Annotated in this window: 16 protein-coding genes; 8 read left to right on the forward strand and 8 right to left on the reverse strand. The window is 70.2% G+C overall.

Features of this window, described 5'->3' with window-relative positions; all coding sequences use genetic code 11:
• Nucleotides 1-169: 169 nt before the first annotated feature.
• The 5 genes from ACHZD8_RS01535 to ACHZD8_RS01555 all read left to right on the forward strand — a co-directional run bounded on the left by ACHZD8_RS01535 (nt 170) and on the right by ACHZD8_RS01555 (nt 4,870).
• The gene (locus ACHZD8_RS01535; RefSeq protein ID WP_394768345.1) at nt 170-1,024 is read left to right on the forward strand and encodes an SGNH/GDSL hydrolase family protein; all 855 of its coding nucleotides are present in this window, start codon (nt 170-172) and stop codon (nt 1,022-1,024) included.
• Nucleotides 1,021-1,641 (forward strand): nucleoside/nucleotide kinase family protein, encoded by a 621-nt coding sequence (locus tag ACHZD8_RS01540; protein ID WP_394768346.1) that lies wholly within the window; start codon nt 1,021-1,023, stop codon nt 1,639-1,641. The genes ACHZD8_RS01535 and ACHZD8_RS01540 overlap by 4 nt, the downstream gene beginning before the upstream one ends.
• 41 nt (nt 1,642-1,682) lie before the next feature.
• Nucleotides 1,683-1,991 (forward strand): phosphoribosylformylglycinamidine synthase subunit PurS, encoded by a 309-nt coding sequence (gene purS, locus ACHZD8_RS01545; RefSeq protein ID WP_394768347.1) that lies wholly within the window; start codon nt 1,683-1,685, stop codon nt 1,989-1,991.
• Nucleotides 1,991-2,686, forward strand: a complete 696-nt coding sequence (purQ, locus tag ACHZD8_RS01550; protein ID WP_394768348.1) for a phosphoribosylformylglycinamidine synthase subunit PurQ — start codon at nt 1,991-1,993, stop codon at nt 2,684-2,686. Before purS ends, purQ begins: the two co-directional genes overlap by 1 nt.
• Nucleotides 2,687-2,854: 168 nt before the next feature.
• Nucleotides 2,855-4,870, forward strand: a complete 2,016-nt coding sequence (locus ACHZD8_RS01555; protein ID WP_394768350.1) for an anhydro-N-acetylmuramic acid kinase — start codon at nt 2,855-2,857, stop codon at nt 4,868-4,870.
• Here ACHZD8_RS01555 and ACHZD8_RS01560 read toward each other — a convergent pair.
• Entirely contained in the window at nt 4,867-6,042 is a 1,176-nt protein-coding gene (locus ACHZD8_RS01560; protein ID WP_394768352.1) for a mechanosensitive ion channel family protein, read from the reverse strand. The genes ACHZD8_RS01555 and ACHZD8_RS01560 overlap by 4 nt on opposite strands.
• Nucleotides 6,043-6,238: 196 nt before the next feature.
• Here ACHZD8_RS01560 and purL point away from each other — a divergent pair, with 196 nt between their 5' ends.
• Together purL and ACHZD8_RS01570 are read left to right on the forward strand one after the other, a co-directional pair.
• A complete protein-coding gene (purL, locus tag ACHZD8_RS01565) occupies nt 6,239-8,548 on the forward strand; it encodes a phosphoribosylformylglycinamidine synthase subunit PurL (protein WP_394768353.1) in 2,310 nt (769 codons plus the stop codon).
• Nucleotides 8,549-8,734: 186 nt separating this feature from the next.
• A complete protein-coding gene (locus ACHZD8_RS01570; RefSeq protein ID WP_394768354.1) occupies nt 8,735-9,643 on the forward strand; it encodes an endonuclease domain-containing protein in 909 nt (302 codons plus the stop codon).
• A gap of 194 nt (nt 9,644-9,837) precedes the next feature.
• Here the strand turns inward: ACHZD8_RS01570 and ACHZD8_RS01575 are convergent, their stop codons facing one another.
• From ACHZD8_RS01575 to ACHZD8_RS01595, 5 genes are read right to left on the reverse strand one after another with little or no spacing between them, the layout of a single operon-like run.
• Complete coding sequence (locus tag ACHZD8_RS01575) at nt 9,838-10,758, reverse strand: oxidoreductase (protein WP_394768355.1); 921 nt, start codon at nt 10,756-10,758, stop codon at nt 9,838-9,840.
• Nucleotides 10,755-11,075: a chorismate mutase gene (locus ACHZD8_RS01580; RefSeq protein ID WP_394768356.1), complete on the reverse strand. Its 321-nt coding sequence runs from the start codon at nt 11,073-11,075 to the stop codon at nt 10,755-10,757. The genes ACHZD8_RS01575 and ACHZD8_RS01580 overlap by 4 nt, the downstream gene beginning before the upstream one ends.
• Before the next feature lie 45 nt (nt 11,076-11,120).
• On the reverse strand, nt 11,121-11,501 hold the full coding sequence (locus ACHZD8_RS01585; protein ID WP_394768358.1) for an EamA family transporter: 381 nt from the start codon (nt 11,499-11,501) through the stop codon (nt 11,121-11,123).
• Nucleotides 11,502-12,083, reverse strand: a complete 582-nt coding sequence (locus ACHZD8_RS01590) for a DMT family transporter (protein ID WP_394768359.1) — start codon at nt 12,081-12,083, stop codon at nt 11,502-11,504.
• Between the two features lie 27 nt (nt 12,084-12,110).
• Nucleotides 12,111-12,758 (reverse strand): GNAT family N-acetyltransferase, encoded by a 648-nt coding sequence (locus ACHZD8_RS01595; RefSeq protein ID WP_394768360.1) that lies wholly within the window; start codon nt 12,756-12,758, stop codon nt 12,111-12,113.
• A gap of 40 nt (nt 12,759-12,798) precedes the next feature.
• On the opposite strand from ACHZD8_RS01595, the gene ACHZD8_RS01600 reads away from it, so the two are divergent.
• Nucleotides 12,799-13,407 (forward strand): maleylpyruvate isomerase family mycothiol-dependent enzyme, encoded by a 609-nt coding sequence (locus ACHZD8_RS01600; protein WP_394768361.1) that lies wholly within the window; start codon nt 12,799-12,801, stop codon nt 13,405-13,407.
• A 9-nt stretch (nt 13,408-13,416) separates the two neighbouring features.
• Here the strand turns inward: ACHZD8_RS01600 and ACHZD8_RS01605 are convergent, their stop codons facing one another.
• Entirely contained in the window at nt 13,417-14,136 is a 720-nt protein-coding gene (locus ACHZD8_RS01605) for a GDSL-type esterase/lipase family protein (RefSeq protein WP_394768363.1), read from the reverse strand.
• A 13-nt stretch (nt 14,137-14,149) separates the two neighbouring features.
• On the reverse strand, nt 14,150-15,344 hold a 1,195-nt coding region (locus tag ACHZD8_RS01610), incomplete at its 5' end, for an adenylosuccinate synthase (RefSeq protein ID WP_394768364.1).

Here is a 15,344-nt window from a genome sequence, read left to right on the forward strand (position 1 = left end):
GTGACGGATGACCGGCGCCGGAAGGGGCGACACCGCGCGGGGGGGGGTGGCGGGGCGGAGTGGCCCGTTCAACTCATCCGTCACTAACTGCTGCCTGGGGCCCGCCAGCGAGCAGTTAGTGACGGATGAGTCGGAAGTGGAGGGGGCGTGGGGCGAATAGCATCGACGGGTGACTACAGAGCGGGACGAGACTGTGCGGGACGAGACTGTGCGGGACGAAGCTGTGCGGGACGAAGCTGTGCGGGACGCGACGGCGCGGCCCAGGACCGCACCGGCGCGGACGCTGCGGCCGAACATCCTGAGTCGGCTCATCGCCGTGCCGCTCTCCCCCGTGCTGATCGTGCAGGCGCGGCGGGCCCGGCGGATAATCCCGAGGCTGCCGGATGCCGCCGAGCCATGGTCCGGCGCGCTGGCCGGCCCGGACCCGGTGCGGCTTCTGGTGCTCGGCGACTCGACGGCCGCGGGGGTGGGGGCGGACACCCAGGACGACGCCCTGCCCGGCAATCTCGCCCGGGAGGTGCTGCGCGTCGCCGGTCACGGAACCCGCTGGGATGCCGTCGGCGAGAACGGGGCGACGGCGCGGGACCTGCTCCAGCGCTTCATCGGCCCGGCCACCGAACAGCGCTATGACCTGGTCTTTCTCAGCATCGGAGCCAACGACGCCCTCGCGCTGCGCTCCCGGCTCGCCTTCGCGCGAGACGTGCGGGAGCTCGTCGCCAGGCTCCGCGCGGCGAGCCCGCACGCCCTCATCCTCGTCTCGCTGATGCCGCGGTTCGACCGCTTCTCGAGCCTGGTCAACCCCCTGCGCTGGAACCTCGCACTGCACGCGGCGAGCCTCGATGACGGAGCCCGGGCGGCGGTCGCCGGTCTCGACGACGTCTTCGCCATCCCGAAGCCTCCCCCGTACACGCCCACGTTCTGGGCAAGCGACCTGTTTCATCCGAGCGCGTCCGGCTATCGGGAGTGGATCGAATTCGCGATCGGGGCCGTGCCGCCAGAGCTCCTGAAGGGGCTGGTGCGGTGAGCGTCCTGCGCAGCATCGACGAGATCGTGGCCGTCGTGACCGGCGCCCGTGGCGATTCCCGCCTCGTGGTCGCCATCGTCGGGCCGCCCGGCTCCGGCAAGTCCACGACCGCCGCCCGGCTCGTGGATCGGCTCGGCGACGAGGCCGTGCTGCTTCCGATGGACGGCTACCACCTGCCGCAGGCGCGACTCGTGGAGCTCGGCCGCCGGGACAGGATGGGCGCCGCGGACACCTTCGACGTCGACGCCTTCGTCACCACCCTCACGGCCCTGCGTTTCTCCGGAGGTCTTGTGCTCGCGCCGGGGTTCGACCGCGAGATCGAGGAGGCGATACCCGACGCGATCGCGATTGCTCCGGAGAAGCGCGTGCTGGTGGTGGAGGGCAACTACCTGCTGCACGACGCGCAGGGCTGGGAGCGGGTCGCCCCGCTGCTCGATCTGAGCTTCTTCGTGGCCGTCGACCACGACATCCGTCTGCGCCGCCTGATCGAGCGTCACGTGCGCTTCGGCAAGACTCCGGATGCCGCGGCCGCCTGGGCGACCGGGCCGGACGAGGCCAACGCGCGCCTCATCGACGGCACCGCGGTGCGGGCCGACCACGAGATCCTTCTCGGCTAGACTGGCTGCATCCACCCCCGTCGAACTCCCTGGAGTATTTGGTGCCCACAATCGTCGTCGAGGTAATGCCCAAGGCCGAGCTTCTCGACCCGCAGGGCAAGGCCGTCGCCGGAGCCCTCACCCGCCTCGGCAAGACCAGGTTCAGCGCCGTGCGAATCGGCAAGCGCTTCGAGGTGACCGTGGACGGGCCGGTGACGGACGAGGTGCTCGCCGAGGTCACCGAGCTCGCGAACGACATGTTCTCCAACTCGGTGATCGAAGACGTCGTGTCGATCACGGTGGCACCGGATGTCGCCCCGGCCGCCCAGCCGGACCTGGCCGTCTCCGTCGAAACGACGGACGCCAACTGATGCGCATCGGCGTCATCACCTTCCCGGGTTCGCTCGACGACCGTGACGCCCAGCGGGCGGTGCGCCTCGCCGGCGCCGAGCCCGTGGCGCTCTGGCACGGCGAGCACGACCTCCGAGGCGTGGACGCCATCGTGCTGCCGGGCGGCTTCAGCTACGGCGACTACCTGCGCTGCGGGGCCATCGCGAGCTTCTCGCCGATCATGTCCGAGGTGATCGACGCCGCCAACTCCGGCATGCCGGTTCTCGGCATCTGCAACGGCTTCCAGATGCTCACCGAGGCGCACCTGCTTCCGGGCGGGCTCATCCGCAACGAGAGCGGCAGCTTCATCTGCCGCGACCAGAAGCTGCGGGTGGAGAACGCGAACACCGCGTGGACCAACCAGTTCGAGACCGGAGCGGAGATCACCATCCCGCTCAAGAACGGCGAGGGCGGCTTCATCGCCGACGCCGAGACGATCGCGAGACTCGAGGGCGAGGGGCAGGTCGTGTTCCGCTACCTCGAGGTGAACCCGAACGGCTCGATCAACGACATCGCCGGCATCTCGAACGCGCGAGGCAACATCGTGGGCCTCATGCCGCATCCCGAGCACGCCACCGAGGAGGGCTTCGGCCCGGACACCGCGGCCGCCATGCGTTCCGGAGTCGACGGCCTCACCTTCTTCACGAGCGCCATCCACGCCCTCATCTCGACCTAGGTCGGCCTGGCTGCTGCGGCATCCGGTGCTCCTCTGCGTCGTCGTGTTCGGCGCGCTGCTCGCCCTCGGGCCGCCCGGCGGTCGCGCCTAGAGGCATTGTGAAAGCTGTTTTCCTATGACACGCTAATTAGGAACATTGTTTTCACGCTCGAGGGGGATGCCGGCCGCATGAGGATCCTCTCGCTGCAGTCCGGCACGTCGGCCGACGGCATCGACGTGGCCGTGGTCGACATCGAGCAGGCGGACGGCAGCCAGACCCCGGCGCTGCGGCTCACGACGGTGCTGACCACGAGCGTCGACTGGGACGAGCACCTGAGGCACCGCATCCTCGCCGCCGCGGGCGGCGCGGCAATCGGAGCGCAGGAGCTGTGCGAACTCGACGCCCTCACCGGCCAGGCGTTCGCGGCTGCCGCCGAGGCCGCGATCCGAGAGACGACGGCGGTCGACCTGGTCGTCTCGCACGGGCAGACGCTGCACCACTGGGTCGACGCGGGCGGCGCCCGAGGCACCCTCCAGACCGGCGAGGCGTCCTGGATCGCCGAGGCCTGCTGCGCCCCCGTGCTCAGCAACCTCCGCGCTGCCGACATCGCCGCCGGAGGCGACGGCGCGCCCCTCATGGGCATCTTCGACCGGGCCTGGCTCGGCGAGTCGGTGCGGGCCGGGCGCCCGGTCGCGACCCTCAACCTCGGCGGCATCGCCAACCTCTCGGTGCTCGACGCCGAGCGGCCGGACCTCGCCTGGGACACCGGGCCGGGCAACGCCCTCATCGACGCCGTCGTCGCCCGAGCGACCGGCGGAGCCGTCGGCTACGACGACGGGGGACGGATCGGCGCCGCTGGCCGAGTGGACGAGGGCGCGCTGCGGGCCCTGCTCGAGCATCCGTACCTGGGTCTTGCCGCCCCCAAGTCGACGGGCCGGGAGACGTTCGGCCTGCCGGTCGTGGACCGGGCGGCCGAGGGACTGGAGCTGGCCGACCTCGTCGCCACGCTCGTGCGCTTCACCGCCCGCAGCATCGCCGACGGGTTGCGCGCGAACGCGAGCACACTGCCCTCGCGACTCATCGCCTCCGGCGGCGGCGTGCACAACCCCGCGCTGATGGGGGATTTCGGACGAGCTGGCCCCGCTGCGCGTGGAGCTCGAGACGTCAGACGCCTACGGCGTCGACCCGGACTTCAAGGAGTCGCTCCTCTTCGGCCTGCTCGGCTTCCTCACCTGGCACGGCGTGCCGTGCGTGCTTCCGGCGACCGCGACCGGCGGTGCGCGCCTCGCCGGGCAGCTGACCTTTGGGCCGCTTCCGGTCACCCTGCCGAGGCCGCTCCACGGCATCCGGGGCCTCACCGTCTCGGCGAACCGCGCGGCGCTCGCCGGGGTCGGCCGATGACCGCGGGGCTCGCCGACGAGGGCAACGGCGTTGAGCTGTCGCACCGGTCGATCCTCCGGGCCATCGCCGGGCTCGGTCGAACCGACTTCGACAACATCGGCATCGGCGCGGCCGGGGTCGCGGCGGCCCCCGCGGCCACCCACGAGCTGATCGCGCTCCTGCGCGCGGACTTCGGCGTGCCGGTTGCCGTGCTCACCGACGCCCTCGCGGCGCACGCCGGCGCCTTCGCCGGCGGTCCTGGCACCGTGCTCATCGCCGGCACCGGCGCCGTCGTATTCGCGATCGACGCCGCTGGCACCATCAGCCAGGTCGACGGCGCGGGCACCTGGCTGGGCGACGAGGGCGGCGGAAGCTGGATCGGCCAGGCCGGTCTCCGGGCCGTGATGCGCGCCGCCGACGGACGCGGGCCGCGCACCGCCCTCTCCGGCGACGCCGCGGCCCTGGTCGGCGACATCGCGACGCTGCCGCGCTGGGTCTCCGCGACCGGAGCCCCGGCACGCACCCTCGGCTCGTTCGCCCCGACGGTGATCGCGCGGGCGGCGCTCGGCGACGAGGTGGCCCTCGGCATCGTCGACGAGGCGAGCCGACTTCTCGCGCTGGCCTGCGCCGCGCCGCGCGGAACCACGACGGTGTGCATCACCGGCGGCCTCTCCAGCCAGCCGTTCTTCCGCTCGAGGCTGGAGGCCGCGCTCGAGAGCGAGGGCCTCGGCACCGTGCCTCCGCTCGGTGACGCCCTCGCGGGCGCGGCGCTCATCGCCGTCGACGAGTCGCTGCCGCTCGAGATGCGGGTGACGAGGGGCTAACGCTCGTCTGGTTCCCCGGCCGGGTTCTCCACGATCGGGATCGCGGACGTGAAGTGGCTCGCCCGCTCCTCCGCCTCCGCCGTGCCGGTGAACAGGCCGATCGGTCCCGTGGGAGTCGCTGCCGCCCGCGGGCGCGCCTCCTGCTCCACCGTCTGGATGCGGGTGCGCGGCAGGGCCGCCACGTCGCGGGTGTGCAGCCACTCCACCATCCGCTCGCGCACCAGGCAGCGCAGGTCGAAGAGCGTGGGTGCGTCCACCGCGGTGACCAGCACGCGGATGCGCACGAAACCGCCGACGGCATCCGTCACCTGCAGCACGGAGGTGCGTCCATCCCAGAGGTCGGTGCCCGCGAGGATCTCATCGAGCTGGGTGCGCATCTGGTCCGGGCTCACCCGCCAATCGAGGTCGAACTCCACCGAACCGAGAAGCTCGCTCGAGTGCCGGGTCCAGTTCTCGAACGGCGTGCTGGTGAAGTAAGTGGACGGCAGCACGAGGCGTCGGTCGTCCCAGATGTGCACCACCACATAGGTGAGGGTGATCTCCTCGATACGGCCCCACTGCCCCTCGGCGATCACCACGTCATCCACCCGGATCGCGTCGCTGAAGGCGAGCTGCACCCCCGCGAAGACGTTGGCGAGGGTCGACTGCGCGGCGAGACCGGCGACAATGCTCACCAGTCCGGCCGAGGCCAGCACGCTCGCCCCCACCGCCTGAACGCCGGGGAAGGTGAGCAGGATCGAGGCGATCCCGACGATGGTGATCACCACGCCCGCGAGTCGGCGCACGATGATGAGCTGGGTCTGCAGGCGACGCGCGATGCGGTTGTCCGGCACGTCGGTGCGATAGCGACCCATCGCGAGGCCGATTGTGAAGCTCACGATCGCGGCGACGAACCACGTGCCCACGGCGATCATCGCAATCAGGAAGGCGTGGTTGACCTTGGCCCGCAGGCTTGGGACAGGCAGGGTGATCGCAATGGCGATCCAGGCGGCGCCGATGAGCAGCAGCAGCCGATACGGATAGCGGGCACTCGAGCGCAGCGCGTTCGGCCACTCCCGCCGCCGCGCCGCCACCCGGGTGGCGACCGAGGTGAGCACGATGATGACCAGCGCGGCCGCGAGCGCCACCGCCGTCGCCACGGCGAGGCCCGGCCACGTGTTCCAGTCGGACATGGGTCCCCTTCGATTCGGACGCTACCACGGTAGACGACCCGCGGGCCTCTTTCACTATTGTGATGCGCAACGTGTCGAAGGTCACGTCATGACCACTAGTGACCTTCGGATCACGATCCTTCCGTGGGACGTCACCTCGCCACCCGGATAGAATTGACCCATCCGGCACGCCCTCGATCCAGGAGCACTTGCGCCCGTGAGCACCCCCACCACAGTTTCCGCTGCAGACACCGTCTCCAACGCCGCCGCGACCCCTGACCGGGTACAGCCGTTCGGAGCCCTCGGGCTCAAGGAGGACGAGTACCTCAAGATCCGCGAGATCCTCGGCCGCCGCCCCACGAGCGGCGAGCTCGCCATGTACTCGGTGATGTGGAGCGAGCACTGCTCGTACAAGTCGTCGAAGGTCTACCTGCGCCAGTTCGGCGACAAGGTCTCCGAGAAGATGAAGAAGAACCTCATGGTGGGCATGGGCGAGAACGCCGGCGTCGTCGACATCGGCGACGGCTGGGCCGTGACCTTCAAGATCGAGAGCCACAACCACCCCTCGTACATCGAGCCGTTCCAGGGCGCGGCGACCGGCGTCGGCGGAATCGTGCGCGACATCATCTCGATGGGCGCCCGCCCGGTCGCGGTGATGGATGCGCTGCGCTTCGGCGCCATCGACGACCCGGACACCGCGCGCGTCGTGCACGGGGTCGTCGCCGGAATCTCGTTCTACGGCAACTGCCTCGGCCTGCCGAACATCGGCGGGGAGACCTGGTTCGACTCCGTCTACCAGGCCAACCCGCTCGTCAACGCGCTCGCCGTCGGCGTGCTGCGGCACGAGGACCTGCACCTGGCCAACGCCCGCGGCGTGGGCAACAAGGTCGTTCTCTTCGGAGCCCGCACCGGCGGCGACGGCATCGGCGGGGCATCCATCCTGGCGTCGGACTCGTTCTCGGCCGGCGGCCCGACCAAGCGCCCCGCGGTGCAGGTGGGCGACCCGTTCGCCGAGAAGGTGCTCATCGAGTGCTGCCTCGAGCTGTTCCGCGACAAGCTCGTGGAGGGCATCCAGGACCTCGGCGCCGCCGGCATCAGCTGCGCCACCTCCGAGCTCGCCTCCAACGGCGACGGCGGAATGTTCATCGAGCTCGAGAAGGTTCTGCTGCGGGATCCCACGCTCACCGCCGAGGAGATCCTCATGTCGGAGAGCCAGGAGCGCATGATGGCGATCGTGACGCCGGAGAAGCTTGAGGGCTTCCTCGCGGTCACCGCGAAGTGGGACGTGGAGACCTCCGTGCTCGGCGAGGTCACCGACACCGGCCGCCTGGTGATCAACTGGCACGGCGAGGAGATCGTGAACGTGGAGCCGCGCACCGTCGCCGTCGACGGCCCCGTCTACAACCGCCCGGTCGCCTACCCGACCTGGATCGATGCGCTGCAGGCCGACTCGACCGCCCTGCTCCCGCGCGCCACCACCCCCGACGAGCTCCGCGCGCAGGCCGTGGCCCTGCTCGGCAGCCCGAACCTCGCGTCCAAGGACTGGATCACCAACCAGTACGACCGCTACGTCATGGGCAACACGGCCCTCTCCTTCCCCGACGACGGCGGCATGGTGCGCGTCGACGAGGAGTCCGGGCTCGGCTTCGCCGTGGCGACGGATGCCAATGGGCGCTTCAGCCAGCTGGACCCGTACCGAGGAGCGCAGCTCGCCCTTGCCGAGGCCTTCCGCAACGTGGCCGTCACCGGGGCGACTCCGGTCGCGGTGTCCGACTGCCTCAACTTCGGCAGCCCGGAGAACCCCGAGGTCATGTGGCAGTTCTCCAAGGCGGTCGAGGGGCTGTCCGACGGATGCCTCGAGCTCGAGATCCCCGTCACCGGGGGCAACGTGAGCTTTTACAACCAGACCGGCGACGTGCCGATCCACCCGACCCCGGTCGTGGCGGTGCTCGGCGTGATCGACGACGTGGCCAACCGCATCCCGAGCGGCTGGCAGGACGAGGGCAACAACATCTACCTGCTCGGCATCACCCGCGACGAGCTCGACGGCTCGGCCTGGTCGGAGGTGATGCACCACCACCTCGGCGGCGTCCCGCCCGTCGTCGACTTCGCGGCAGAACAGCGCCTCGCCGGGCTCATCACCGCCGGCTCGGAGCAGAACATCATTGCCTCGGCCCACGACCTGTCGGAGGGGGGCCTCATCCAGGCCGTCTCCGAGTCGGTGCTGCGCTTCGGCGTCGGCGCCCGGGTCTGGGTGAGCGAGATCATGCAGCGGGACGGCGTGGATGCCACCGCGGCCCTCTTCGGCGAGTCCACCGGGCGCGCGATCGTCTCGGTGCCGCGCGAAGACGACGTGCGATTCGTCGGCCTCTGCGAGGGTCGCGGATACCCGGTGCTGCGGATCGGGGTCACCGACTCCGGTGGGGCCCTCGAGGTGCAGGACCAGTTCACGCTCACCATCGACGAGCTGCGCGACACGCACCGCGGCACGCTGCCCGAGCACTTCGGTCCGGTGGTGGGCTACTAGCCCCCACCCCGCCCCACCTCACCTCACTCTCCCCAGTCCCGCCCCACTCCCCACTTCCCACTCCCTCTTTCCCACTCAGCCGTCACTAAGTGCTCGCTCCGGGCCGTCAGCGAGCACTTAGTGACGGTTGAGTCGGGGCTGGGGATGACTTCGGCGGCGATCTGACGGATGGCGCACCCTACGAGGATGCCCAGACACCGCGCACTTCCCACACCACTCCAGGCTCGCCCGTTCGCCGTCAGCGAGGCCGTCGGCCTTGGTGTTGGCGTGGGTCGCCTGCGGGGCGCCGATCTGTCGCGACCGTTTCGCGCGGTGCGCAGCGCGCAGGCCGCGACGCCCGACATCCGCTCGCTGGCGCTTTCCTACGCAACGATCATGCCGCCCGACCAGTACTTCAGCCACTGGACCGCGGCCGCGCTTCTCGGGCTCCGGATGCCGGAGGGAGCGACCTCCGCGGGTCTCGATGTCGCGGTCCGCCATCCATCCCGCGCCCCCCGACTGCGAGGAGTGCGGGGGCACGAACTGCTCCCCACCACGCGCGTCGTGGCTCTGCCGGGCGGCCTGCGGGTGAGCTCCGCCGTGGACACGTGGTGCCAGCTGGCCCGCTACCTTCGTGTCGACGACCTCATCGTGATGGGCGACGGGCTCGTCTGCCGCACCAACCCGGTCGCGACGATGGACGAGCTCGTCGGAGCGGTGGCGGCCTGGGGCCACCGTCCGGGAGTCGCCGCCCTCCGCGAAGCCCTCCCCGACATTCGCGCGCGCACCGATTCCGCCCGCGAGACGCTGTTGCGCCTGCTCATCGTGCGGGCCGGCCTTCCCGAGCCGATCGTCAACTACGAGATCCGAAACCAGTGGGGCATGGTTCTGGGACTCGGCGATCTGGCCTATCCGGAGCATCGCGTGCTCGTGGAGTTCGACGGCGGCCAGCATCGGGACGATGAGAGGCAGTTTCACCGGGACATCGAGCGACTTGACGACTTCATGGCGGAGAAGTGGCGCGTCATCCGGGTCAACAAGGAACTGATGGCAAGGCGCGCGGCGCTCCTGGACAAGGTGCGCACCGCTCTCACCGAGGCCGGCTGGCGAGGCTGATCGACCCCTCGCCCGACTCAACCGTCACCAACTGCTCGCTCGGCGGCACCAGCCAGCAGTTAGTGACGGATGAGTGGACCCCACAAGAGATGGCCCGGGCCGCTCCACTCCCCGGCCGCACTCAACCGTCACCAACTGCTCGCCCCGCGGCACCAGCCAGCAGTTAGTGACGGATGAGTGGGATGAGAGAGAACTCAGACCGGGAACGCCTGCCCGACGAGCCGCTCCGACTCGGCCCAGAGGGCGGCGCCGAGCGCCGGGTCGTGGCTCGCCGACGCCGGCCTGCCCACGCAGGGCTGCCCGCTGAGGCCGCCGCGCGGTCCCCAGTACTGCCCGCCGACGGCATCCGGATCCGTGGCCGCGCGCACGGCCGGCCAGGCGGCGGTGTGCTTTCCGCCACCCACGAAGAACAGGATCTTGGCCAGGATGCGCTGCCCCCGCGTCGGTTCCATCACCCCGAGTCGCACGGGCGTGTTGCCGTCCTGGCCGCCTCCGGGATGCGCGACGAGCGCGCTGACCGGGCTTCCGGCCGCGCGCAGCCGGCGGTCGAGTTCGAAGCCGAACGCCTGGGTGGCGTGCTTGGACTGCCCGTAGGCCGACCAGGAAGAGAACCTGCGCTCGCTCTGCAGGTCGTCGAGCCGGATGCCGGTGAGCCGGGTGGCTCCGCTGCCCATGGTGACGACCCGACTGCCCGGGGTTCTCTCGAGGGTGGGATACAGCAGCGCCGTGAGCAGGAAGTGGCCGAGGTGGTTGGTGCCGAACATGAGCTCGTTGCCGTCGACGGTGACCTGCCGCGACTTGCTGGGCATGATCGCGCCGGCATTCTCGATGAGCGCGTCGATGCGGTCGAGCGTGGCGAGCTCGGCGGCGGCCGCGCGCACCGAGTCGAACGACGCGAGATCGAGGTGCACCGCGCTCACCTCCGCGCGCGGATGCCGGGAGAGGATCGACGCGATGGCCGCCGACGCCCTGCCGGGGTTACGGGCCGCGATCACCACCCGGCCCCCGGCCGCTGCGAGCTGTTCCGCGATGAAGTAGCCGATGCCGGCGTTGCCGCCAGTGACGACGAAGGTCTTCCCGGCCTGCGAGGGGATGGCGCGGGGATCCCAGGTCATTCGGAGAGGGTGGTGACGCTGCCGGTGTTGGCGATCTGCTCGTGCTGGTGGATGACCTCGGCGATGATGAAGTTGAGGAACTTCTCTCCGAAGGCCGGGTCGAGGTGGGACTCCACCGCGAGCGCCTTGAGCTTCTGGATCTGCTCCCGCTCGCGATTGGGATCGGCGGGCGGCAACCCGCTCGTCGCCTTGAGCCGCCCCACCTGCTGGGTGAACTTGAACCGTTCGGCGAGCAGGTGCACGAGTGCGGCATCGACATTGTCGATGCTCTGGCGGAGGCTCAGGAGCTGGGCCGATGGATCGAGTTCGTCTGCCATACCTCGAGGTTACCGCCGTCGCCGCCGCACGCCGAGCGCACCGGGCTACGGACCGTCGGCGACGCCGAGGTCGGGAGACACCGGAAGCACCGCCGGCTGCCGTCGCGGGCGGAGGAGGCGGCCCTGCGCGAGCAGGATGCCGGCGAGCACGATCGCGGCCCCGACCGGCTCGTTCCAGGAGAGGGATTCGCCGAGCACCGCGACCCCCAGCACGACGCCGACGACCGGGATCACGTAGGTCACCGTGGACTGCCCGGTCGGCCCCCAGGCGCGCAGCACGTTGACGCTCCAGAGGTAGGCGATCCCCGTACCGAGCGCGCCGAGGAGGATCACACAGACCACGATGAGGGGATCGAGTCGCACCGGCCCGACGGCGAGGAACGGGGTGAGCAGCAGCATGATCGCGGCCGAGGTGCCGACGTTCATTCAGGCGACCGTCGTTCCGGGGATCGGTCGGTGGCTGATGAACTTGCGAAGATAGCCGATCGCGAAGCCGTAGGACGTGGCGGCGATGAGACACGCGATCTGGCCGGCCAGATCCCCGGTGAGGGCGGCGTACCGCCAGGGGCCGATGATGAGCAGTACGCCGACGATGCCGGCGACGACACCGGCTACCTGGCCGGCCGCGAGCCGCTCCACCCGGAACACGAGGGTGGCCATGAGCGCCGTGGCGATGGGGGTGAGTGAGTTGTAGATCGAGCCGAGGCTCGACGACACGAACTGCTCGGCCCAGGCGAACAGCAGGTGCGGGATCACCGCGTTGGTGAGGGCTATCACCACGAAGTGCAGCCAGACCACCCGTTCCCTTGGCAGCCGCTGCCGCAGCACGAGCATGACGATGCCGAGCGTGACCGCGCCGAGGATCTCGCGGCTCCAGGCGAGCTGTCCGAAGGAGATGCCCCGCAGGGCCACCTTCATGAAGAGGAAGCTCGAGCCCCAGATGAGTCCCATCGCGACAAACTGCGCGACGACCACGGCCTGCCGTTGCCCAGAGCGTTTCGTGTCCACCCGCCGAGACTACTGGCAGCCCACGACCTAGGCGGTCGCGCGGCTGCGGAAGAGCACCGGCCGGTCGCCGTAGCCGGCGAGCCGCTCCTCCAGAAGGGCCTTCACCCGCGGCCAGTCGTCCACGATCACGGAGAAGAGCGCGCTGTCGCGCCAGGTGCCGTCCGCCCGCAGCCGGTCGCGCCGCAGCACCCCCTCGAAGGTCGCGCCGATGCCCGCGATCGCCGCCCGCGATCGCTCGTTGAGGGCATCCGCCTGGATCAGCACCCGGCCGAATCCGCTGTCGAACGCCAGTGCGAGGAGCAGGAGCTTCGCCTCCGCGTTCACGGCGGTGCCCCAGACCCGCGGGTCGTAGGCCGTCCAGCCGATGTGGGTCGCCTCCCTGGCCGGATCGAAGTCGGTGAGGGTGGTCGTGCCCACGAGCTCACCGTCGTGCGGCCCGCCGACGACGAACACGGCGAACGGGTTGCCCTTCTCCCAGTCGAAGTAGGTCTCCGCCCAGTCGAGGAATCCCTCGACCGTGTTCCGGTAGGCGGCTGGACCGCCGCCGAAGCCGCCGGCGAAGGTAATCGGATGCGCGACGGCGGCGAAGAGCGCCGGAAGATGTTCGCGCCGCAGCGGCTCGAGTCGCACGAATCGTCCCACGAGGGGGGCGGGTCTGGGGCGTGTCGCTGTCACGATGCCCAGTCTGGCAGGGCTCGGTGCCACGATGTTAACCGTGACCAGCGCATCCCTCTTTTCGCGATCGGCCGAGTCGTTCATCGGCATTCTCCGGAAGATCACGCCTGGGCAGTGGGATCAGCCCGGTCTCGGGTCCTGGACTGTCCGCAGCCTGGCGGGGCACACCGCTCGGGCGATTCTCACCGTGGAGAACTACCTCTCCCAGGAGGAGCCGGGCGACGTGACGATCCCCACCGCCGCCGAGTACTACACGAGCGTGTTCGCCCAGTTCACGGATGACGCGGCCGTCGCCGCGCGCGGCGTCGAGGCCGGCGAGTGGCTGGGCGACGATGCCGTGGGGCAGGTGTCCGCGGCGCTCGGCCGCGCCCGAGCCATGATCGACTCCCAGCCGGCCAACCGCATAGTCTCGATCGGCGGGATGGGGATCCTGCTCAGCGAGTATCTCCGCACCCGCATCTTCGAGCTCGTGGTGCACACTATCGACCTGTCGCGGGCCACCGGCATCCCCCACGATCTCCCCGCGGCGGCAATCGCCGACGCCGTGTCCCTCGCCTCATCGACCGCGGCCCTGCGCGGGGACGGCGAGGCGCTGCTGCTCGCCCTGACCGGTCGCGGCCCGCTGCCCGACGGCTTCAGCGTCGTCTGAGCGGCCGCCCTAGTCGGCCATCAGCCGGTGGGTCAGCGCCGCGAGGTGCTGCCCCCACCGGCGATAGAGCGAGGCGTAGCTGAAGACGTCGTCGTCGAAGTCGGCCCGCTCGAGCGGCGGGAGGGCCACGAAGTTGACCCGGTGATAGCGGGCGGTCACCGCGAGCGCGGTCTCGTTGAGGGCGCGGATCTGGTCGCGCAGGACCGCGGTGACGAAGCGCCCCACCCGCACCTGATCCGCGACATCGGGCACCGCGGTGACGATGATCGTGGCGGCGGGCGAGACGTCGGCGAGCATCGTCGTGAGGGTCTCGTCGAGGTCGCGGCGCCAGCGGGCCATGGTGGTGAGGGCCAGGGCATCCGCGACCCCGGTGAGGATGATGACGACGTCGAAGCTCGGCAGGTCGGCGCGTTCGCTCACCGCGGCGCCGGTGGCCGCGAGGCGCAGACTCGGCCTGGCAAGCGACTCCCAGTCCACCCCGCGACCGGACGCTCTGGAGAGCACTCCGGCCAGCTGGCAGGCGAGTCCCTGCTGATAGCTGAGCACGCCGATTCCCGCTCCCGCGATCCCGCCGGCCACGAGCACGCTGATCGGATTACGGCCGCCGACCATTCCGAACGGCGCGTCGGTCGGGGTGCCGGCCGACATTCGGGTGGGCCAACCGGCCGAGTAGTTCCAGGCAATGAGCGGCCGCACGAGCGGCCGGAGCACCCGAAGGAGCTGTGCCAATGACACTGTCCCCTCAGCCGAGGAGGTCGTGCCGAACAATGATGGCGTCGCGGCCGGGACCCACACCGATCGCGGAGATGCGCGATCCGCTCATCGCCTCGATCGCGAGCACGTAGGACTGCGCCGTCGCCGGCAGGTCCTCGAACTCCCGCACCGCGGTGATGTCCTCGGTCCAGCCGGGGAACTCCTCGTAGATGGGCACCGCGTGGTGGAAGTCCGACTGAGACACCGGCACCTCCTCCACGCGCGTGCCGTCGACCTCGTAGGCGACACAGACCGGGATGGTCGCAAGACCGGTGAGCACGTCGAGCTTCGTCATGACGAAGTCCGTGACGCCGTTGATGCGCGCCGAGTAGCGGGCGATCGGGGCGTCGTACCAGCCGGTGCGGCGCGGGCGGCCCGTCGTGGTGCCGAACTCGAAACCGGCCGAGCGCAGGAACTCGCCCGACTCGTCGAACAACTCGGTGGGGAACGGGCCGGCGCCGACGCGCGTCGTGTACGCCTTGACGATTCCGATCACCCGCTCGATGCGTCCGGGGCCGATGCCCGAGCCGGTCGAGGCGCCGCCGGCGGTCGAGTTGCTCGAGGTGACGAAGGGATAGGTGCCGTGGTCCACGTCGAGCATGGTGGCCTGGCCGCCCTCGAAGAGCACGGTCTTGCCTGCGTCCAGGGCGAGGTTGAGCTCGAGGCCGGTGTCGGCCACCATCGGACGCAGTCGCTCGGCATAGGAGAGCAGGTTGTCGACGATCTCGTCGGCCGAAATCGCCCGGCGGTTGTAGACCTTCACGAGCAGGTGGTTCTTCTGGTCGAGGGCCGCCTCGACCTTTTGGCGCAGGATGTTCTCGTCGAACAGGTCCTGGATGCGGATGCCGACCCGGTTGATCTTGTCGGCGTACGACGGCCCGATTCCGCGGCCGGTCGTTCCGATCTGGCGGCTGCCGAGGAAGCGCTCGGTGACCTTGTCGAGCGTGCGGTGATACTGGGTGATGACGTGGGCGTTGGCGCTGATCACCAGCTTGGAGGTATCGACGCCTCGCGCGTTCAGCGCATCCAGCTCGTCGAAAAGCACCTCGATGTCGATAACCACGCCGTTCGCGATGACGGGAACGACTCCCTCGGTCAGGATGCCGCTCGGGAGAAGGTGCAGCGCGTACTTCTCATCACCCACGACGACGGTGTGGCCGGCGTTGTTTCCACCGTTGAATTTG

It is taken from the genome of Lacisediminihabitans sp. (assembly GCF_043726815.1).
GTDB lineage: Bacteria > Actinomycetota > Actinomycetes > Actinomycetales > Microbacteriaceae > Lacisediminihabitans.